The organism is Maribacter luteocoastalis (assembly GCF_048890225.1).
Lineage (GTDB): Bacteria > Bacteroidota > Bacteroidia > Flavobacteriales > Flavobacteriaceae > Maribacter > Maribacter luteocoastalis.
The window spans coordinates 1-22746 of sequence record NZ_JBMFZG010000002.1 but is presented as its reverse complement, the minus strand read 5'-3'; the positions used below and the strand labels follow the sequence as shown (position 1 = coordinate 22746).

General features: G+C 39.2%; 9 protein-coding genes. 5 read left to right on the top strand and 4 right to left on the bottom strand.

Going from position 1 to position 22746, the window contains the following annotated elements; all coding sequences use genetic code 11:
* The first annotated feature begins 150 nt into the window (after nucleotides 1-150).
* Nucleotides 151-1662 carry a glutamate--tRNA ligase gene (gene gltX, locus ACOCEA_RS04640; protein ID WP_420755045.1) on the top strand — a complete coding sequence of 504 codons (1512 nt, stop codon included), beginning with the start codon at nucleotides 151-153 and terminating at the stop codon, nucleotides 1660-1662.
* Nucleotides 1663-1666: 4 nt separating this feature from the next.
* Here the strand turns inward: gltX and ACOCEA_RS04635 are convergent, their stop codons facing one another.
* Genes ACOCEA_RS04635 through ACOCEA_RS04625 form a run of 3 tightly spaced genes read right to left on the bottom strand, consistent with a single transcriptional unit; the run spans nucleotide 1667 to nucleotide 4072 of the window.
* Nucleotides 1667-2437 (bottom strand): SOS response-associated peptidase, encoded by a 771-nt coding sequence (locus ACOCEA_RS04635; RefSeq protein WP_420755044.1) that lies wholly within the window; start codon nucleotides 2435-2437, stop codon nucleotides 1667-1669.
* Between the two features lie 28 nt (nucleotides 2438-2465).
* Nucleotides 2466-3431, bottom strand: coding sequence for an NAD(P)-dependent alcohol dehydrogenase (locus ACOCEA_RS04630; protein WP_420755043.1), 966 nt, complete (start codon nucleotides 3429-3431; stop codon nucleotides 2466-2468).
* Complete coding sequence (locus ACOCEA_RS04625; RefSeq protein ID WP_420755042.1) at nucleotides 3428-4072, bottom strand: YdeI/OmpD-associated family protein; 645 nt, start codon at nucleotides 4070-4072, stop codon at nucleotides 3428-3430. The genes ACOCEA_RS04630 and ACOCEA_RS04625 overlap by 4 nt, the downstream gene beginning before the upstream one ends.
* Before the next feature lie 1103 nt (nucleotides 4073-5175).
* On the opposite strand from ACOCEA_RS04625, the gene ACOCEA_RS04620 reads away from it, so the two are divergent.
* Nucleotides 5176-6111 (top strand): SPFH domain-containing protein, encoded by a 936-nt coding sequence (locus tag ACOCEA_RS04620; protein WP_420755041.1) that lies wholly within the window; start codon nucleotides 5176-5178, stop codon nucleotides 6109-6111.
* A 76-nt stretch (nucleotides 6112-6187) separates the two neighbouring features.
* Here ACOCEA_RS04620 and ACOCEA_RS04615 read toward each other — a convergent pair whose 3' ends face one another.
* Nucleotides 6188-7873 carry a glutamine--tRNA ligase/YqeY domain fusion protein gene (locus tag ACOCEA_RS04615; RefSeq protein ID WP_420755040.1) on the bottom strand — a complete coding sequence of 562 codons (1686 nt, stop codon included), beginning with the start codon at nucleotides 7871-7873 and terminating at the stop codon, nucleotides 6188-6190.
* A gap of 220 nt (nucleotides 7874-8093) precedes the next feature.
* On the opposite strand from ACOCEA_RS04615, the gene ACOCEA_RS04610 reads away from it, so the two are divergent.
* The 3 genes from ACOCEA_RS04610 to ACOCEA_RS04600 all read left to right on the top strand — a co-directional run.
* Nucleotides 8094-10337 (top strand): T9SS type B sorting domain-containing protein, encoded by a 2244-nt coding sequence (locus ACOCEA_RS04610; RefSeq protein ID WP_420755039.1) that lies wholly within the window; start codon nucleotides 8094-8096, stop codon nucleotides 10335-10337.
* 8 nt (nucleotides 10338-10345) lie between these two features.
* Nucleotides 10346-12523, top strand: a complete 2178-nt coding sequence (locus tag ACOCEA_RS04605; protein ID WP_420755038.1) for a PorP/SprF family type IX secretion system membrane protein — start codon at nucleotides 10346-10348, stop codon at nucleotides 12521-12523.
* Nucleotides 12524-12915: 392 nt separating this feature from the next.
* A partial coding sequence (locus tag ACOCEA_RS04600) for a beta strand repeat-containing protein (RefSeq protein WP_420755037.1) occupies nucleotides 12916-22746 on the top strand: 9831 nt, incomplete at its 3' end.

Genomic DNA, 22746 nt, shown 5'->3' with positions numbered 1-22746 from the left:
GTATTTTTTTGAATAGAAATATTTGTTAAAAGCGGTTAAACGGTCTTTTTTAAACCCACGTATTATCTAGGCATTAAAGGCATTGTTAAAAATATCAGGAATACGCATACGGTGCTTTTTAGCCAACCGTGCTTTTTATACCTTTGCTGCATGACAAAAAACGTTCGCGTAAGATTTGCGCCCAGCCCTACAGGTCCATTGCACATTGGAGGTGTGCGCACTGCACTCTTTAATTATTTATTCGCTAAAAAGCATGGTGGTGAATTTGTTCTTAGAATTGAGGACACTGATCAAAATAGATATGTTGAAGGCGCAGAGCAATATATAATAGATTCCCTAAACTGGTGCGGAATCCCTTTTGATGAAGGAGTAGGCAAGGATGGCGGTTTTGGTCCATATAGACAGAGCGAGCGAAAGCATTTGTATAAAGAGTATGCCGATGACTTAATTACAAAAGGGAAAGCCTATTACGCATTTGATACTGCAGAAAAACTTGACTTTCACCGAAAAGACCATGAGGCTAAAGGTAAAACCTTCATATACAATTGGCACAACCGATTAAAATTGGATAATTCTTTGTCCATGATGCCTGAGGAAGTTGAAAAACGCTTGGCTTCTGGCGAGGATTTTGTAATTCGGTTTTTAACCCCCCCCAATGAAAAACTGCATTTAAAGGACATCATACGTGGAGATATTGAGATTGACACCAATATTTTGGATGATAAGGTATTGTTTAAAAGTGATGGCATGCCTACCTATCATTTGGCCAATATTGTTGACGACCACCTTATGGAAATTTCCCATGTTATCCGTGGTGAGGAATGGTTGCCTTCCTTGGCCCTACACCAACAATTATATAATGCTTTTGGTTGGCAAGCACCAGAATTTGCCCACTTACCATTAATTATGAAACCCGTTGGGAAAGGAAAATTAAGTAAAAGGGATGGCGAAAAGGGCGGCTTCCCCGTCTTTCCTCTCTCGTGGAACGAATCCGTGGGGTATAGGGAATCGGGTTACTTTCCTGAAGCCGTGATAAATTTCTTGGCTTTATTGGGATGGAACCCTGGCACGGAGCAAGAAATCTTTAGCCTGCAAGAGCTTGTGGACACCTTTTCTTTGGAGCGGGTAAACAAGTCTGGCGCTAGGTTTGACCCCGATAAGACGAAATGGTACAACCATCATTATCTACAGCTAAAAACCAACAATGAACTGGCAAATTTATTTGAAACGGAAGTTTCAGAAAAGACCATTGGGAATGCGATTACATTTTCTAATGAATATATCATCAAGGTAGTTTCCATGATAAAAGAGCGGGCTACTTTTGTGTCCGATTTTTGGGAATTGAGCGATTATTTCTTTGTGGCACCAAGCACATACAATGAAAAAGCAGCCAATAAACAATGGAAGGATGAAACTTCTGATATAATGCAGAAACTAATACCGGTGTTAGAGGATATATCCGATTTTTCATCGTCTAATGTAGAAACGATTGTAAAATCTTGGATTTCCGAACAGGAATTATCTTTTGGTAAGGTGATGCCTCCTTTACGACTTATTTTAGTGGGCGATATGAAAGGTCCTCATATTTTTGATATCATGGGAATGATTGGTAAGGATCAAAGTATTGAGAGGATTACAACCGCTATCGAAAAATTTGGGTAGTTGGTTATGGTAGCTCAGTTAGCTCATGGTAATTAACCATTTTGGAAATACCCTCAACATTACCCTGATATGTTTTCCCCCTTAGCCCGGCAACTGGGTGGGCAATTAGTTCACCCTCTGGATACTTCTGAATCAATTCTTGAACTGCAGCAATATCTAAATCATCCATAATGGGGTTTAGCCATTTTTCTTCCAGTTCAGTAGGCAAAATTAAGGGCATTCGTGATTCCTTTATTTTTGGATTATTGTGTATACGTTCCATCAACTTGTTCGCCTTGGTGGTAACAATGGTAAACGTATTTATAAGCCCACGGCTTTCAGGGTCGTGCCATTCGCTCCATAGACCGGCTAAAGCTAGTGGCTCTTTATTTTTATGATAGATAAAAAAAGGAAAGGTTTTCCCTTCTTTATAATAGTGCTCATAGAACCCGTCAACATAAATAACACATCTATTGTTCCGTGCAGCGGTTCTAAAAGAAGGCTTTTCGAAAATGGTTTCCCCTCTTGCATTGAGTGTGTTGTTCCACAGTTCTTTGCGTTGTTCATTGTCCCTTACCCAATATGGGACAAGCCCCCAAGTGGCCACTTCTGGAAAATCTGGCGACCTGTCTGTATAAATTAAAACTTCAGGGTGATTAAAACCGGAGGAATGATATATGGGCAAATCCGTTAACGGAGCTAATTTTTCAATGATTTCCTCTATAGCCTTGAGGTCATTTCTTCTTTTGGCCCTTTTTAACTGGGCCTCCAAACTTGTTTTTATATCGTAACACATAAAATCAGCTAGTAACCCATATTGGAAATTAAATATCGGGCATGTTTATGATAACATTTCCTGTTTTTTTGCCAGCTAAAACATAGGTATAGGCTTCCGCAATTTCCTCTAGGCCATACTCCCTATCAATTACTGGTCTAAAAATACCATTTTCTAAAGCATTGCTAATAAATGGAATTGTTTTTTTGGTACTATATGGTATGGGGAACATAACTTTTTTAGAGTTAAATAAAGGCGTAAAAAGCGAGTAAAAAATATTTTCTGCATAGGGTCCAAGCTCCGAGGAAATATAAACACCATTTTGTTTAAGCAGGGGTTTGCACTTACTAAACCTACTTTTTCCAACGGCATCAAAGATAAAATCATACAACCGCTTATCTTTTGTGAAATCCTCTTTTGTGAAATCATATATTTTGTCAGCTCCAAGGGATTTTACCAGAGCAATGTTTTTTGTGTTACAAACCGCTGTAATAGAAACATCATACTGTCTTACAAATTGCAAAAGTGCTGATCCTATAGCTCCGGCAACACCATTGATTAGGATACTTTGACCGTTTTTTATAGTAGACTTGTGGAGAAAGGTATAGGCGTAGTGTGCCCCTTCTAAACTTGCCGCAGCCTGTTTAAAGGAACAATTTTTTGGTATAAGAAACACATGTTCCTGTGTTGTAACCAAATGTGTGGCCTGGGATTGACTACTGGTATCTGTAAAACCAAATACCTTATCCTCGGGTTTGTAAGTGATAACATTTTTTCCAACAGCAATGATTTCCCCGGCAAAATCGGTTCCCAAAACAGGCTTTTTTGGTTTCAACAAACCAATAATAAACGTCATAATAAAGGGTTTTGCCGTAAGGTTGGCACAATCTGTCCGGTTTACGGTAGTTGCGTGTACCTTTACAAGCACTTCATTATCCTTGGGCACTGGAACCTCACAACTTTCTACAACAATCATCTCAGGACCACCATAACTCCTCCTAATTGCCGCTTTCATTTTTTGGATTTATAAACATCGTGCATGCCTTGGCCGTTAAGAATTAGGGGCGCATATTTTTCTATTCGAGTAGTACGTGTTTTGGATTGCTTAGGCTGTGAAAAATGCAAAAGATAACCTCGTTGTCTGCCAGGGGTCAAATTTTCAAAAGCGGTTTTTAGGTCGGGTTGTTTCTTAAATTGTTGTACCAACTCCTCGGGAATAGATTCCGGCTGTTTCTTGAACTCTATTTTCAAACCTGCTTTTTCCACTTCAATAGCTTCAAATATATATTGTTTTATGATGTTTTCTTGATCCATTACCTGCTTTGGTCCAGTGAAACGAAGTTGACGCATTGCTTGTGAATTTTCTCCTGGCGCTACAAGCAAGTTGTAATTGTCACTTAAAAGCGCTCCCTTAAAAAAAGCCAACGTCGCAAAATTTTTGAAAGCCGTAACCAATAAAATATTAATGTTTTGGCTTGTATAGCAGGGTTGAGACCATTTTAGTTCTTCAGTCAGCCCACATTCCAAAACCAAACGTCTTAAATGTGTCAACGTTTCTTGCCAAGTATGTACTTTACATGCTGGAGTTTTATATAGCGAACACCGTCCGCACCCATTAGTTAAATAGGCGTCAACTTTACTATTTGGGCTGCTCATGGTTTGTATATTAGTTTAAAAGTTCGCATACGTTATAAAAATAAAAAAATTATGCTTTGAACATCAAACCAAAAGAAGTCATGAGCCATCAATTGAATATCCACTATTTTTAAGAGGCATATGGTATTTTGTTAACAACATAATGAGTTTTACCATCTATCCTATGAGTATTGAAAGTGTTCAGTCTATTTTGGGCATAAGAGTAGATTTTGTTGCTAGGGTAAGTTTTATAGGGACAAAACTAAAAAATCATAATTGGTATACTACAGTATTTGGTTAATGGAAAACAAGTTCAAAATGGGCTTTGCCCATAAACTATCTGATGTTTAATTTTTGATAATTGCTATGAACAAGCGTAGGTGATAGTGAGCAATAATATTCCTAATATACACACCATGACTAAAATATCTACAGTCTTATATGGTGATTTGGAACGGTGTGATGAATTTGATTTATTTTCCATACATGGGGTGTCTTCGCACAATCATAACGAGAGATAAAGAAAAGTAGGAATTTTTCTGTATTTATAGAAGAATTTATGTGTCTTCGACATAGGTTTATGTGTAAACACCTACAAATCAGACTTTTTTAGTAACATATTAAGCATGGAAAAAGGAGCCTGTTGCTTTTTCAAAAGGGAGGTTAGAAGTTGGATTTGCCTTATAGATTTTCATTCAGATACGGCCTGTATCTTCTAAGTTTGGATACCCTTCATGTTTGTTTTCTACTAAGAGTATGTTGGGCTCCAAAATTTTCTATCTACCCTTAAATGGCAAAATGGTTTTTCCATTAAGAAACAGGGGATGCCATATTTTCTGGTTTCTGTAATTGAGAGGTCTTTTTTAGTATAACGGTGCGTTACACCAGCAAACAATTTGAGTTGGGCTGCACTCTATTTAAACAAAAATACCAATCAAGATATTTTATAACGACCTATTTTTCAGGCGTTAACTTGTCAGTGTACCGTTCTAGATAAGTAAAGTTGAACTATAAGGGTTATTGTGTATTAAAAGAAAAGGATACTGTAACAAATTGATGAGACTCAAGACCAATTGTAAGCGTACGATTTTGTACATTGAAGCAATAACTAAAAACATAACATCATGGGTGCCTTTATTTGGATTCCGATTTTTATTTTTATTTTCTTTATTATGCTGTCATTTGTTTTCATAGTAAAACAACAAACTGCCGCTATAATTGAAACTTTTGGCAGGTTCAGTAGCATTAGGCAATCAGGATTGCAGTTTAAAATTCCGTTTGTACAACGTATAGCCGGTAAATTGAGTCTTAAGATCCAGCAATTGGATGTAATCATAGAAACAAAGACCTTAGATGATGTGTTTGTCCGCCTAAAAGTGTCCGTACAGTACAAGGTTATCAAGGATAAGGTGTATGATGCGTTTTATAAATTGGACTATCCGCACGATCAGATTACCTCCTATGTTTTTGACGTGGTACGTGCCGAAGTACCAAAAATGAAGCTCGACGATGTCTTTGTTAAGAAAGATGATATTGCTCTGGCAGTTAAGGCAGAACTTAATGATGCCATGCTGGATTATGGTTTTGATATTATAAAGACCTTAGTAACGGATATAGACCCTGATGCACAGGTAAAAGCTGCTATGAATCGTATCAATGCTTCAGAGCGCGAAAAAATTGCCGCTCAATTTGAAGGTGATGCAGCGCGTATTTTAATTGTGGAAAAAGCGAAGGCAGAAGCAGAAAGTAAACGTTTACAAGGGCAAGGTATAGCGGATCAGCGTAGGGAAATTGCCCGTGGTCTAGAGGAGTCTGTTGAGGTGTTGAACAAAGTGGGCATTAATTCTCAGGAAGCCTCCGCATTAATAGTGGTTACGCAACACTATGATACTTTACAGAGTATTGGCGAGGAAACCAATACCAATTTAATATTATTGCCAAATTCACCACAGGCAGGTAGTGATATGTTGAATAATATGGTGGCGTCATTTACTGCAAGTAACATGATTGGCGAGCAAATGAAGAAAACAAATCCTAAAAACACAAACAGTAAGAAATAGCAAAGTACTATTGTAAAACAAAATCAGCCTAAAACAAGTTTTTAATTGCTCTAGGCGGATTTTTTATGTGGAATATTTAGTTTTTCTGCTGAATTTTTGCCCAAGAGTCACGTAAACCTACTGTTTTATTGAAAACTAATGTGTCTGATGTGGTATCTGGGTCTACACAGAAGTATCCCATCCTTTGAAACTGAAAACGTTCTTCTACCTTGGCATCTTTTAAGCTAGGCTCAACATATCCTGTGATTACTTCTAGGGAATTGGGGTTAATGAACTCCATAAAATCCTTGTCTTTGTGCGTGTCCGGACTCTCATCTAAAAACAAACGGTCATATAAACGTATTTTGGCTGGGATAGCATGCTTTATGGAAACCCAATGTAAGGTTCCTTTTACCCTACGCAAACTTTCAGGAGTGCCGCTACCACTTCTACTTTTCGGGTCGTAGGTACATTGCACTTCTATAATATTCCCATCGGTATCTTTTGTACAGCTCTCAGCTTTAATAATGTAGCCGTTTTTAAGGCGCACTTCTCCACCAAGTTTTAAACGAAAGAATTTTTTGTTGGCTTCTTCCTTGAAATCATCTTTCTCAATATACAATTCACGTGAAAACGGTATTTCTCGGTAGCCTAGAGCTTCGTCTTCGGGACTGTTTTCCGCCTCTAACCATTCTTCTTCACCTTCAGGATAATTGGTGATTACCAATTTCAAGGGGTCTAAAACACCCATCACCCGTGGTGTAATTTTATTGAGGTGTTCACGTACATGAAATTCCAACAGGGAAACATCGATTAAGTTCTCTCGTTTGGCAATTCCAATGGTATCCGCAAAATTCCGAATAGATTCGGGAGTGTATCCCCTTCTTCGTAGACCGGAAATTGTGGGCATGCGGGGGTCGTCCCACCCATTAACTACATTTTGCTCAACCAATTGTGCCAATTTTCGTTTACTTACTACCGTATGGCTTAAGTTTCTTCTGGCAAATTCTCGCTGTTTAGGCCTAGTTTTGTTTACGTCGTATACCTGATCCAAAAACCAATCATAAAGCTCACGGTGCATCGCAAATTCCAGAGTACAAAAGGAATGGGATACTTGTTCTATATAATCACTTTCACCATGCGTCCAATCATACATAGGGTAAATACACCAATCGGTATTTGTCCTGTGGTGTGCTTTGTGTAAAATGCGATACATAATAGGGTCGCGCATTAACATGTTAGAGGAACCCATATCAATTTTTGCGCGAAGCACATGGCTCCCTTCTTCGAATTCCCCATTTTTCATTGCTTCAAAAAGCGCCAAGTTTTCCTCTACAGATCTTTCCCTGTTTGGACTTGCAGTCCCCGGCTCTGTTGGAGTCCCTTTTTGACGCGCCATTTCCTCAGAAGATTGGTTGTCTACATAGGCCTTTCCTTTTTTAATCAATTCAACCGCCCAATCATAAAGTTGTTGAAAATAATCCGACGCGTACCGTTCGGTATCCCATTTAAAGCCAAGCCATTCAACATCACGTTTAATGGCATCTACAAACGCTTGTTCCTCTTTTGCTGGATTGGTATCATCAAAACGCAAATTTACCGGGGCATCATAACGAAGGCCAAGGCCAAAATTCAAGCAAATAGAACTTGCATGCCCAATGTGTAAATATCCATTTGGTTCTGGTGGAAAACGGAATCGCAACTCATCTTTGGAATATCCTTTTTGAAGGTCTTCCTCAACAATTTGTTCAATAAAATTTAAAGACTTCGTGGTCTCTTCCATATGCAATTTTTAGAAGCTACAAAAGTAGCAAAATTGCCGTAATACTGCAGTTTAAAAAACATATACCTAAGATAAATGGCTTTTCACAACAGAATTAAACAGCTGTACAACATTAAATTCACTACACGCGTTATATATAGCATATTTGTGTTGAACACAAGGTTTAAATGAAACGACCTACAACATTCATGAACACATGGGGCCCCAAATCTCACTTACTATGAAAACACTTTACTTTAACACACTTACGCTAATTGCCTTACTAATGAGCTGTTTACAGCTTAGTGGCCAAGCTATTGTTATTAACGCACCTGAACCTGCGGACAACCCCAACCTTTCAGGAGTTTCGGCATGGGGTGCCGTATGTGCTGGTAATGGCGGGTTTAACGAATACTTTGTTGATATTACTTGGGCGGGTACAGCGAATGCTTCCAATGAGTTTATTTTGGAATTATCAGACGCCTCTGGTGATTTTTCCTCACCTGAAATCTTGGCAACGATAACGGACAAGAACTCGGAACAAAATTTTCTGGCCAGTTTTGCGATACCTACTACTACACGGGGACAAGGCTATAGAATGCGTGTACGTAGTACCGATCCTGTAAAAATTGGCACGGTGTCACAAGCTTACAGCATGTATTACATGGATGTAACGACCAACTTGAACATAAGTGAACTTGGTAATGGCGTTCCTCCTGGCAGTGTCTGCAGTACAGGTCCTGTAACATTACGTGTCGACAATATTGCAAACCCAGAAACATATCAGTATATCTGGTTTAAAAGTGGAACCCAATTAACCGGCGAAACAGGACATACCTTAGAAGTTACGCAAAGTGGTATGTATAATGCATATATAGATTATGGTCCTGAATGTACAGGTTCTGGTAATACGGACTCCAATATAGTTGATGTTACTGTTGGCGGCTCAGGTACCGGCATTGCCATAAACGCACCTACTAAAACATCACTTTGTAGTACAGACACGGAAACCTTAACCATAAGCGTTACTGACACAGGTTGGAGTTATCAGTGGTACAAGGATGGTGTAGAAATCCTTGGAGCCATTGGAACTTCTTATACAGTGAACGCTTCTAATAGTGGATTTGAAGGAGATTATGCCGTTGAAATTTCTGGAAGCAGTATCTGTACAGAAAAATCTGCCGCAGTGACCATGACCAATGCAGATGCATTTACAGTAACCAGAGACAATCCTGATAATGTTGTGGTACTACCATCACAAACACAGACCTTATCAGTAAGTACTTCGGCAAACACACCAACCTATAAATGGTTTAGAAATGGCATTGAAATTGCCGGTCAAACGAACAACACGTTGGATATTAACCAAGATGGAAGTTACTATGCCGAGATTACACAAACTGGGGGTAGTTGTGCCATAACAAGTAAAAATTCTGATACCACGATTGCAGTTTCACCTGTATCTTTTGAAATTGGACTTGACTATTCTGGGACTTATACCGCGTGTTCAAATACCGATGTTGTTTTAGAGGTTGCCATAATCAATGCAATTGCTACTGATGGCTCTGCTTCGGATGTAACCGCAGATTTAATCAATGCTTTTGCCTATCAATGGAAAAAAGACGGATCCATAGTAACAGGGCAAAATGGAAAAAGCATAAGCCTTGCGTCCAATGTAGAGAATGGCAATTATAATGTTGAGGCTTCAATTGATAGCTATAATGAAATATCCAATAGTTTATCCGTACAATTATTAACCAATCAAACAGTTATAATTAGTAGTACCAGTACCGTGTATTGCGATGCCAGTGACGTAGTCACCCTTAGTGCCTCGGTTGATCTTACCAATGAAAGTTACCAGTGGCAATTGGACGGCACAACTGTGAGCTCTACTGAGGCTGTTTTAAACGTGACCAATACGGGTACATACCAATTGGTTTTGGATAAGGATGGCTGTGATTTAATTTCTAACGAGATAATCATTTCTCCCCTGGATCAAAACCTAATTACTCTAGATCCAGCTGGTGATATTGTGATTCCTGAGGGCACCTCTAAAACCGTTACCGCTAGAGGCGGAACAGCATATAGATGGATGGATGCTTCCAACACCGAAATGAGCACATCGGACAATGTGACTTTTACAGAACCTGGGACGTATACTTTGATTGCCAATATTGATAATTGCGAAATTGTAAGACAGGTAGAGGTTTCGATATTGGATACTTTCAAGGTTCCAAATGTAATAACCGTTAATGGCGATGGAATTAATGACCAATGGGTAATTCCTAATTCATATTCCAACAAAGCTGACGTTAACGTGATTATTTACAATGAACAAGGAGAAGAGATCGTTAATGAATTTGACTATAAGAATAACTGGCCGCAATCGTCGACCGCATTTACCAAACAAAACATGGTATTCTATTATAAAATACGGAATGCCAGTGAAGTGCTCAAACAGGGCACCATCACAGTAATACGCTAAAAAAAACCATGCAACCTAACCGTTTATTATTCTTATTGTTTCTAGTTGTTCTTGGATTGGTAAAGACCAATGCCCAAGATGATAATCCATATTTTGGGTATGAAGTGCCATCTCAGAACTTGTTGAAGTATAATAGATTCTTGATCAACCCGACTTTTTCAACAGTTAGGGAAGATAAGTCCTATATAAACCTTTTACACAGAAACCAATCGGTACAATTTGACGATAACAATCAGAATTACTTTTTGAGTTATAGTGGGCGAATTAGTGATCATACAGGTTTGGGTTTGAGTTTATATACGCAACGATTAGGGGCATTAAGCAACTACGGTGTTTTGGCCAACTATGCCTATGGAGTGAAATTGAGCGATAAAAGCAATTTTACTTTTGGTGCCAACCTTTCGTACTACAATAGTGGTTTTGATGAGGGTAGGGCTACAACAGTTGAGGAAGACCCATTTTTAGCCGGCTTCCAAGATCAGAACTTATTATCCTTTCAGCCTGGTTTTAACCTTTCCTATGGCAAGTTTGATGTGGGTATGTTCGCAGAAAACCTATTCGACTATAATTTAAAGACCAGTGAATCCTTAACAGATTTTAGCAACAAAACCTATTCTGGACATTTACAATATACCCATGAGTTTAAAAATCAATCGGGGGTATTTGAACAAGCCAGATTAATGCCATTGGCAAGGGTGCGCATTGATGGTGAGGAAGACAATGTCACATTAGGGGGTAGTTTAATTCTAGACCTTCCTAAGTTGGGATGGATACAAGGTGGCTATGATAGTTATTATGGCGCCGCTGCCGGTGTTGGTTTTAATTTGAACCAAAGAATTTCATTAGGGTATACCATGGAAAAAGGTCTGTCCAACAATTTTGATAATTTTGGACTTACCCATGAAATTTCCTTTGCCTATTCTTTTACCCCTAACTTAACTGAGGACAGGGTAATGTTGGAAGATGACATAGATGATTTGGTTCAAAATGAGTTGGAACCAGATACCTTGGCAACCAATGAAGAGATTGAAGAGTTAAAACGGAAACTTGCAGAAAATGATGCCATTATTGAAGAACTCATGTTTAGGCAAGATTCTTTGGAGTCTAACAGACAACGAGACTTAGAACGCCGTTTTGAGATGGTAATGCGCATGGTTCGTAATGAAACCCAAGGAGAAAGACCAGATTTAGAAAAAAGGGCAGAAGCGATTTTTCAAGGTGAAGACCAATCAGATATAGCATTTACAGCTAGAAATAGGGGAAATGATAGGGAAGTCAATCCACAAAATACCGAACAAAATGAAATTGCCAAAGATGTTGTAATACCGATTAAGTCACAAAACAACCTAGTTGAAAAACCTACAAAACCAGAAGCATTGGCAGAGGCCAAACGTAAAAAGGCAGATGTAGGGCATCGAATACAAAATACGGTAAAAGCTAAGGATGCCTTGGCGGCAACAACACAGAGGGCCCCAACCACAGAAAAAAGAACCAATACGGTAGTTCAGGATAAAATAAAGAGTAGAAAGTTTAAGGACTTACCAAACGTATCTGATGGTTATTATGTGGTAGCCAATGTGTATAAAGGGGGCCAATACATGCACAAGTTTATAAACGATTTAGAAACAAAAGGCATTGCCGCAAGTTTTATAGATAACACCAATAATGGCCTAAAATATGTTTATCTGGACAAGTTTGATACTTGGCAAGAGGCTGTTGCGGCCTATGAAAGCAATCTAAATGGCGCTTATAATGGCCCTATGTGGATTATGAATGTAGACAATCGCTATACCAACGAGGCCTATGTTGAAAACGTTAATAAGCTAAAGGAGAAATCCTCTAAATATGACACCAGTGTTTTACGTAAAAATGTTATGGAGAAGGATAGAGTGGCGGCTACGCAATCGGAAACCAAAAATTATGAAATTGATGGCATTGGGTCAGGCTATTACATTATAGCGAATGTATTTGCCAATCCTAACAATGCCAATAGGTTTGTAAAATTATTAAACTCATATGGCTTAAGCGCAAGCTATTTTATCAATCCTGAAAACAAATATAGATATGTGTATTTAAAGAAACATAATTCTTGGAACAATGCACTTATCTCATACTATTCCAAACTAAATGATGCCTACAATGACAAAATGTGGATTATGAGGGTTAATCCAAATCAAATGGCCTAAAAGAGACTAAAAAACATCAGTTTGGCATAAAAGCAAACCTATTATAATTGAGGAAATTCAATAAGAGCTTAAAGCCCAAAAAATTATTTTTTGGGCTAAAATTTTTGGTTTAAAATCAGAATTTTCACCCCCTACAATAAAAAGCGACCGCTCGGTCGCTTACTAAATGTTGGTCTTTTGAAAAAACACATACCATTCTTAATGTGTATTTCACAACATCTAAGCCACATACTACAACATTAAGTTTTGCACGTGCTTAGTATGGTGAATATTTGTTATTGAGTAAATCCGTCTTTACATCTTAAAAAATGAATTGGCGGAGGAACCCAAACTAAGAACACCATATGTACAACATTTTAAAATTTTCGGATACCACCAAACTAACCGAATCTATGAAATCAAATATCTTCAAAGGCCTAATTATTGCCTGTTTGTTATTATTGGGTAGTTTTTCTGCCTTTTCCCAAGTCAAAAATGATTTTGATGTACGCTATTCTGCAGATATTAGGGGAGAACTAACCTTTGCGGCGAACAACATTGTAAGCGCACAGATAGACCCTTATTGTACGGGTAGAAGAAATAATAGGGTTTGCTACCCAGAACAGACCCCAAATGACCCCTATGATTTAACAGGGAACTCCTCAGAATATAATGACAATATTGATATGCAATATATTGATGTTGATGGGGATGCCTCAACGTTCAGCTCTAGTAGCGCAATACTAACGGTACCGGATGCCACCTGTTCATTGGTGCGCTACGCAGGTCTGTATTGGTCTGCAGTTTATGTCAATTCTGACAGAAGCAATATTGATGATATAAAATTTAGAATGCCTGGTGGGGCTTACCAAGATATCACCGCAGACGAGATTCTTTTTGACGGAAATGGTGATGCAGATTTTGGGTATTATAGCCCCTATGCCGCTTATAAAGATGTTACTTCTTTGGTAACAAGTCTTTCAGACCCTAATGGAGAATATACCGTTGCCGATGTAAGGGCAAGTACTGGAAGTAATATATCTGGTGGTATATCTGGCGGTTGGACTTTAGTCGTGGTCTATGAGAATCCTAATTTGCCTGGCAGCAGGTACATTACCACTTTTGATGGTTATGCAGGTATTAAATCTGGAGAAAGTGTAGATATTCCCGTTAGTGGTTTTACCACTTTGCCAGCACCATTTCCTGTAAACGCAAAAATGGGTGTTGCCGCTTTGGAAGGGGACAATAGAATTGGTGGCGATGGACTTGCCATAGACGCTTTTGGCGCTGGGGTTTATATGCCATTATCAAACGCTGTTAATCCAGCGACTAATTTTTTTAACTCCAATATTACTAGGGATGATGCCTTGGTTACCGATAGGACACCTAACAGTACCAACACCTTAGGGTGGGACATGGATTTGTTTGAGATAGATAATCAATTCAACAATGTAATTCCTAATGATGCCACGAGCGCAACATTAAGAGCCACTTCCTCACAAGACAAATATGACATCTTTTTCACATCTTTTGATGTTGAGATAATTGCCCCGAATATTGTTTTGGAGAAAAGGGTAAACACACCTGGCGGAGTTGATATTACAGGGGAAGGTGTAAATCTTGGCCAGACCCTGGATTATGTACTTACCTATCAAAATATTGGTAATGATGATGGAGACAATTATACAATAAGGGACGTACTTCCTGTAAATGTTTCCCCACCAGATGGACGTAGTGATTTTATCGCAGCCGACTTTACACTCCCTCCAGGGGTTACATACGTTTATAATCCAGCCACTAGAGAAGTGGTTTTTACAATTCCTAATGATCTAATAGAGGAAAATGACCCAGGGTATTCTATTCGTATGCGGGTTCAAGTTGCAGAAAATTGTTTCGATTTTATAAATGCTTGTTCAGATCTGATTCAGAATTTGGCTTATTCTACTTATCAAGGCGTTGAAAACTCTGCAATGGTAACCGATGACCCAAGTGTTACAGATTTTAATGCGTGTGGCTTTATTATACCTGGTGCCACTAACTTTTTGCTGGACGACCTATCTGACTGTAATTTTGCTAGGACAGTTGAATTATGTGGAAGTTTCGCAGTTTTGAATGCTGGCGATGGTTTTGATGAATATATTTGGGTAAGGGATGATAACGGAAACAACACCTTTGATGCTACCGACACTGTAATTACTGATGGAGACCCGGACAATGACCCCAGCACCATTGTAGTGACCCAAGTGGGCACTTATATTGTGGATAAGATAGTTGCTGATCCCTGTAAAGGCTTTAAGGAAATAATTACGGTTACCCCATATGGTTCTGGACTTATTCCTAATCCCATAATAGAATATTTTAACGATGTTAACTCTGACGCAGACCCTTCTAATGATATTGCAGGCGAAATAGTACAATGTAGTGTTGACAATGATCTTTTACCTAAACTATTTTTATGTGGTATCAATGACACAAAATTGTTGCAGGTAAACATTGTTGATGCACAAAGTATTGTTTGGGAACAGTTAGACGAAGGTAGTTGTAGTCCCTCTGGTGATGACTGTGCCAATAAAGCTTTGACTTGTACATGGTCTCAAGTGGGTACGGGAAACAATTATACCGTTAACAGCGAGGGTCAGTATCGCTTATCCGTAACCTATCAAAATGGGTGTACCAGCCGTTTTTATTATAACGTCTTCCAAAACACCTTAGACATACAATACAATAACGAGGATATTGTTTGTGGTGACCCAGGCAATATTACAATTACAAATTTAGGCAATGGGTATGGGTATCAATTGGTAGATGCGGCTACTAATACTATCTTGGTGCCTTTTAGTTCCAACAATGGCCCAAGTTTTGACTTTAACACTGGAGAAAATGGCGCTTACATAGTTGAGGTTACACAATTGGACTTATCAGGCAACCCAATAGACGGTGCTTGTGTTTTCAGCACTCCTGAGATTGGAATTTTAGATAGAAATGTAACTTATGCCGTAACGCCAACGGATGCGACCTGTAATGGTTTAGGCTCCATAAACGTACAAATAAACAATGCCGATCCAAATTATGAATATGAATTACGATTAGATGATGGCACTAATGGTGGACAAGGCACTCTAATTGATACTGAAACTGCCCAACCGGATAACAATTTTACTTTTACAGGTTTAACGGCAGGTAATTATATTGTAATTGCTCGTACTGACGAAGGTTGTTCACATACGGAACAGGTATCTATTGTAAATAATAATGACCTTGAGTTAAATGCCAGGGTATCACAGCATATTACCTGTAGGGAAGGGAATATCCTAATGGATTCTGGAGGAGGTCAAACGCCACATACCTATGCTATTTGGCAATATGTTGATGACAATGGGGTTACAGTAACTTCCTATCCTACACCGCAAGACATACCTTCTTCCGAATTTCAGACAAGTCAGATTTTTGACATTTTTGACCCAGGTGATTACATCTTTGTAGTTGTAGATAGAAATAATTGCTTCTCATTTTCAAACGAGGTTTCTATTGAGTTTAGGCCTGCTGCCGAATTTGACCCTACCTCTGTTATAGATGTAGCTTGTTTTGGCGAATCTACCGGTATAATACAATTTAACTTAATTGATGACAATGGCTATCAATTAACGTTCTACTTATATGATGAAAACGATGTGGAATTGGCCACCAATGCGTCTGGATATTTTCCGAACCTTCCTGCCGGGGATTATACAATTGTAATCAACCAAAGAAAAGGCAGTGCCGCATGTGATTATGAAGAGGAACATACCATATCCACACCATCTAATCCTTTGGACGCATCATCAACCTTAATTCAAGATTATACGTGTTTACAAGAAGGTAGTATTGAAGCACAAAATGTAAGTGGTGGAACGGCACCATATGAGTACAGTATAGATGGGGTAAACTTTATTCCAGATACGACACCAAATGCAAATCTTTTTGAGAACCTAACGGATGGTACATATACCATAACAGTAAGAGATGCAGCTGGATGTACATATCCAACAGATCCAATAACAATATTGCCTTTAAATGAACCCACAGATTTAACTTTTGTGGCAACGGCGCCAAATTGTCCTGATCTTACTTCAGATGTAACAGTTTCTGTGATAGGTGGGAATCCTAATTTCACGTATGAAATAATTGCTCCGGCAGGGGATGTTGTTAATAATGGAAATTCCAATGTTTTTGCAGCGTTAGACCCTGGAACTTATACTTTTAGGGCAACAGATGACAAAGGCTGTTCAATTCAAGAAGATTTTACGATTACACCAGTTGATAGAATAAGTGTAACGGGTACTTTAGATAATAATGTTACTTGCTTTGGTTTATCCGATGGTTCTATAACATATACTGTAGCTGATTTTACAGGCACCTATGATTATAACGTTACAGGGCCAGCAAATTTTTCTGCATCGGCGCAAACTAGTACCAGTATTCCATTAGCGGGTCTTGGTGCTGGTACATATGTAATTACAGTAACGGATAATACAACCAATTGCACAGATACTGCTTCTGTAACAGTAGAGGCTCCACCAGCGGCACTTCTTATCTCAGATTTGGACGTAACAGATTTAACTTGTTCTACCACCGGAACTGTACCCGGTTCTGTAGTAATTACAGCTACAGACGGATGGGGTGGATATGAATATGAATTAGAAGATCCTTCAGGGTCAGTAACTGGTCCACAGAGCACGAATTCTTTTACAGGATTAACAGACACCTCAGGGAATTACACGGTTACAGTTCGTGACGCGGGAGGCTGTGAAATAACCCAGACATTTAATTTAAACCCAACGGTTGCACCCGTTTTGGAGGTTACTGCTAATAGTTTGTGTTATGACAGCACAACAGGATTAATACTTACGGCCAATGTCACTTCTGGTGGTGTAGCACCTTTTCAATATCGTTTAAATGGAGGCCCATACCAAACCAATGTAGATTTTACAGGACTAGGCCCAGGAAGTTACACTATTGAGGTAATTGATAGTAGAAATTGTACGGCAACAACATCAATTGATGTTTTTCCTACCATGAGTGCTTCAGCCAGTTTAATAAAGGATTTAGATTGTACTTTATCACCTGATGCCCAAATAGAAATTACGATTGCAGGAGGTAACCCAAGCTTTAACTACGAAGTATTTTTAAATGGAGCCTCTTTTCAAGCAAATGCAGCGGTCCCAAGTATACCGTTTACGTATACGACGACGACTTCAGGTACATACACGTTTGTTATAACCGATAATGAATCTTGTACAATTACAACAAATGAAGTTATTGTAACCGATGCTTTACCCCCTACCAGTACTCCAATAATTACCGATGTAAGATGTAATGGAGATACTAATGGAATTGTAGATTTAAACATATCTGGCGGTTTGGCACCTTATAGCATTGTCTTTGATGGCAGTGCACCATCAACACAGGAAATATACACAGACTTAGGGGCTGGTTCATATAACTATACCATCACAGATAGTAAAGGATGTGTAACTACCGGCACAGCTGTAGTTAATGAGGCAAATGCTTTGGTACTTGGTACTGCCATTACAACAGATTATGATTGTACGACAGGAGCAGCAACAATAAGTGTTATCAGTGTTAACGGTGGAACTGGCCCATTCGAGTACAGTATAGATGGTGTTAACTTTGATGGCACAACAGCGTTTACAGGCCTTTTAGATGGTTCTTATACCATAACCGTAAGGGACGCGAACCTTTGTACGGCAACAAGTACTCAGGTAATAGACCCATTAAACGAACCTACCGACCTATCCTTTACACAGACTGCGGTTACTTGCCCGGCTTTAACGAGTGATGTAACGGTTGCGGTTACCAATGGTAATCTAAATTTTGTATATGAAATTGTTGCTCCTATAGGGGATGCCGTTAATAATGTAAATAATGCAACTTTTACAGGGCTGGCCCCAGGCACTTATACCTTTAGGGTAACGGATGACAAAGGATGTTTTATTGAGGAGGATTATACGATAGCACCTATTGATCAGGTGACGGCGGTTTCTCAAATAGTAAGTAATGTAACCTGTGTAGGGGACAACGACGGCGAATTTACATTCACGGTAACTGATTTTGTAAGCACCTATAGCTATACCGTTGAGGATAGTTTGGGGAACCCTATCCAGTCTGCAACTAATATTAATACCACAACACCTATTTCAGCACCTGGATTGGCTGCAGATACGTATGTGGTTAATGTTATAGATGATACAACAAACTGTAGTACAACAATTAACCCGGTAATTTCTGAGCCTACGGCAGTTTTAGATTTCACGTTTACCAACTCACCGGTTACATGTATTGAAAATGCTACAATAACCGTTACGGCAACGGGTGGTTGGGGCAACTATGAATACGAATTGGAAAACACCGTTGGCCCCGCAATTGTATACGCTTATAATAATAATAACGAATTTACGAATGTTCCATCAGGCACTTACAATATTTATGTCAGGGATGCCAATGGGTGCATCGTTACAAGACCAATAGCCATTGCTCCTGCTGTAGCGCCAACATTAGCTTTGGCAACTTCAGATTTTTGTTATGACAGTATAGACCAAGCTTCAATGATTATTGATATTACAGATGGGGTGGCACCATATTCGTACAGCATTAACGGTGGAGGTCAAAACGCTGTTGTTGGAAATCAGTTTACGGTTTCCAACCTTACTCCAAACACATACAATATTCAGGTGACGGATGCTTATGGTTGTATTTCGAATGTGATTACAGAGACCATAGAACCACAATTAACGGCAAATGCCGTTTTAACCCAGGATCTTTTGTGTACAGGAAATGCCATTATCGATGTGACCATTGCTAATGGGTATACACCTTATGCTACCTATCAAGTACAAGTTGATGGAGGCGGTTATGGAGCAACAACACCAATTGTAGGAAATACATTTACCTATAATGGTGCAAGTACCGCAGGAACATACCAATTTTCGATAACAGACGCTAGAGGCTGTACAATTGAGACAAATGAAGTTATTGTAACACCTGCTTTACCACCTGCAAGCCTTCCTATTATTACCGATGTTAGGTGTAATGGCGATGCTAATGGAGTAGTGGACTTAAACATATCTGGCGGTTCTATGCCTTATAACATTGTCTTCGACGGCAGTGCACCATCAACACAGGAAATATACACTGATTTAGCAGCTGGTTCTTATAACTATACAATTACCGACAGTAAAGGATGTGTAACTAACGGTACAGCTGTAGTTAATGAGCCTACTGCTTTAACACTTACGACTGGCATCACTACAGATTATGATTGTACAACAGGTGCTGCCACTATAAGTGTAACAAATGTAAATGGGGGTACTGGCCCATTCGAGTACAGTATAGATGGTGTTAATTTTGTTGGCACTACAGATTTTACTGGTTTAACTGATGGAACATATACAATAACTGTAAGGGACGCGAACCTTTGTACGGCAACAAGTATTGAGGTAATAGATCCATTAAACGAACCTACCGATCTTTCATTTGTCCAGACTGCACCAACTTGCCCTGCAATAGTAAGTGATGTAACGGTTACTGTCACCAATGGTAACGGACCTTTTACCTACGAAATTATTGCACCAGCTATTAGTGCAACCAATAATGCAAATAACAATATATTTACTGGCTTAGCACCAGGCACATACACTTTTAGGGTAACCGATGCCAAGGGATGTTCTGTAGATGAAGATTATACCATTAACCCAATACCTCAAGTTAGTGTGCTATATCAATTGGTTAGTAATGTGACTTGTGTTGGGGACAGTGATGGTGAATTTGCATTTACAGTTTCTGATTTTGTTAGTACGTATAGTTATACGGTTGAGGATAGTCTAGGAAACCCTATCCAGTCTGCAAATAATATTAATACAACAACACCTATTTCAGTACCCGGATTGGCTGCGGATACTTATGTAATAAATGTTGTTGATGATACTACAAATTGTGATGTGTCCTCTGCGGCATTAATTGCAGAACCTGCGGTAGCATTAGATTTTACTTTTACAAACACGCCGGTTACATGTATCGAAAATGCTACCATAACGGTAACCGCAATTGGCGGTTGGGGCAACTATGAATACGAATTGGAAAACACTGTTGGCTCTGCCATTGTGTATGCTTACAACAGCAATAATCAATTTACCAATGTGCCTGCCGGCACATATAACATCTACGTGAGGGATGCCAATGGGTGTATTGATTCAAAACAGATTATTATAGACCCGGCAGCTACACCAACGTTAACTTTAGCAACTTCGGATTATTGTTATGATAGTACGGATCAAGCTTCGTTGACCGTTGATGTTACAGATGGTGTGGCACCATATTCGTATAGTATTAATGGAGGAGGACAAAATATTATTATTGGAAATCAGTTTACGGTTTCCAACCTTACTCCAAACACATATAATATTGTAGTTACTGATGCTTTCGGTTGTACATCCAATACCATTACAGAGACAATTGAACCACCATTAACGGCAAATGCCGTGTTGACTCAAGATTTGTTGTGTACTGGGAATGCCATTTTGGATGTGGCCATAGCAAATGGTTACACGCCGTATGCTACCTATCAAGTTCAATTTAATGGAGGTGGTTATGGAGCAACAACACCAATTGTAGGAAATGCATTTACCTATAATGGTGCAAGTGCCCCGGGAACATACCAATTTTTGATAACGGATGCTAGAGGCTGTACAATTGGGACAAATGAAGTAATTGTTGAACCTACCGTTACCCCTCAAGCGACTCCAGTAGTAACCGATGTTGCTTGTTTTGGAGGAGCAGATGGTTCTGTATTTATAGATGTAGATGCAAATTTCGGATTAGCACCATATACCATTAGTTTTAATGGCAGTGCTTTTACGTCAACTACAACCTATTCTGGCTTGTCTGCGGGCACCTACCCTTATATCGTAAGAGATAGTAAGGGTTGTGAATTTAACGGAAGCGCCATTGTAAATGAACCGTTACAGATACTTTCGAGTATGACCTCAAGAGATGTTACCTGTAGTAATGTTCCAGGGGGAGGTAATGTTCTTGGTGGTATAGATGTAACTATTACTCAAGGAGGCTTTGCTAATTTCACTTATACGCTTTATGATAGTGCCAATAATATTGTAGTACTTGATAGTGGAGATCCTAACCCCGCTATTTCTGCCAGTACAACCCATTCTTTTGATGGGGTTGATTTTGGCGATTATTATGTAAGAATTGTTGATGCCAATGGTTGTGAAAGTGATCTGGGATCGGTAAGGGTGAGGTCTAATCCTTATTTATCTTTAACAGCAAATATACCACCACCTGATTGCCCTACTGGTGGAACAGCTATTATTACCGCAACTGGAGGTTCTGGGGATTATGATTTTAGAATATATGATGTGGGAACGCTACCAGATGCTGAGATTTCTACAGGACCAACCACTGAAGAAGCTACTTTTAATGGACTAAACCCTGGTCAAACTTATATTATTGAGGCAACGGACAACATTAATCTTTGTACAAGTTATCAAGAAGTGGTTATACCACCTTTATCTACTATCACAGCAGTGGTCGATAGTACAACAGATATTACATGTACAGGTTCTGATGATGGTATAATGTCCTTTACTGTGGATAATTATGATGCTGGTGTAACCAATATCGATTGGGAAATTTTAAATGCAGTAACAAATACAAGTGTTACGGGCATAGGCACGTATTCAGGAAATATTGGTCCAGGCCCGGCAGGAGGCCCTCAGAGTTTAACGGTAAATCAAATCCCACCTGGGGATTATGTTTTACTAGTTAGGGAGGCATCCGCACCATCATGTACGGCAACCACTACGTTTAGAATTACTGAGCCTACGCCGGTAGCGTTAAGCTTAATAAGTCAAAATTCCGCTAATTGTAATGATGATGCAGAGGTTACGGTTAGAGCTAGTGGGGGAACAGGCCCATATACCTATGCATATGTTGTAGATGGCGCAGCTGTACCAAGTTCGTTCCCAGAAGGAGCAACTTTTACCTTAGACCCTTCTGTTGGCTTGGATTGGGATATTTATGCCCAAGATGCGAATTTATGTATTTCTCCTGTTTTGGATGTTACCATTACGGTAGACCCTACCCCTGGCATAGCCTTGTCGATGGTAGACGCGTGTGTTCCTGAGGGCACGTATGAGGTCGATGTTACGATGGACGTGGCAGGTGTCGGCCCT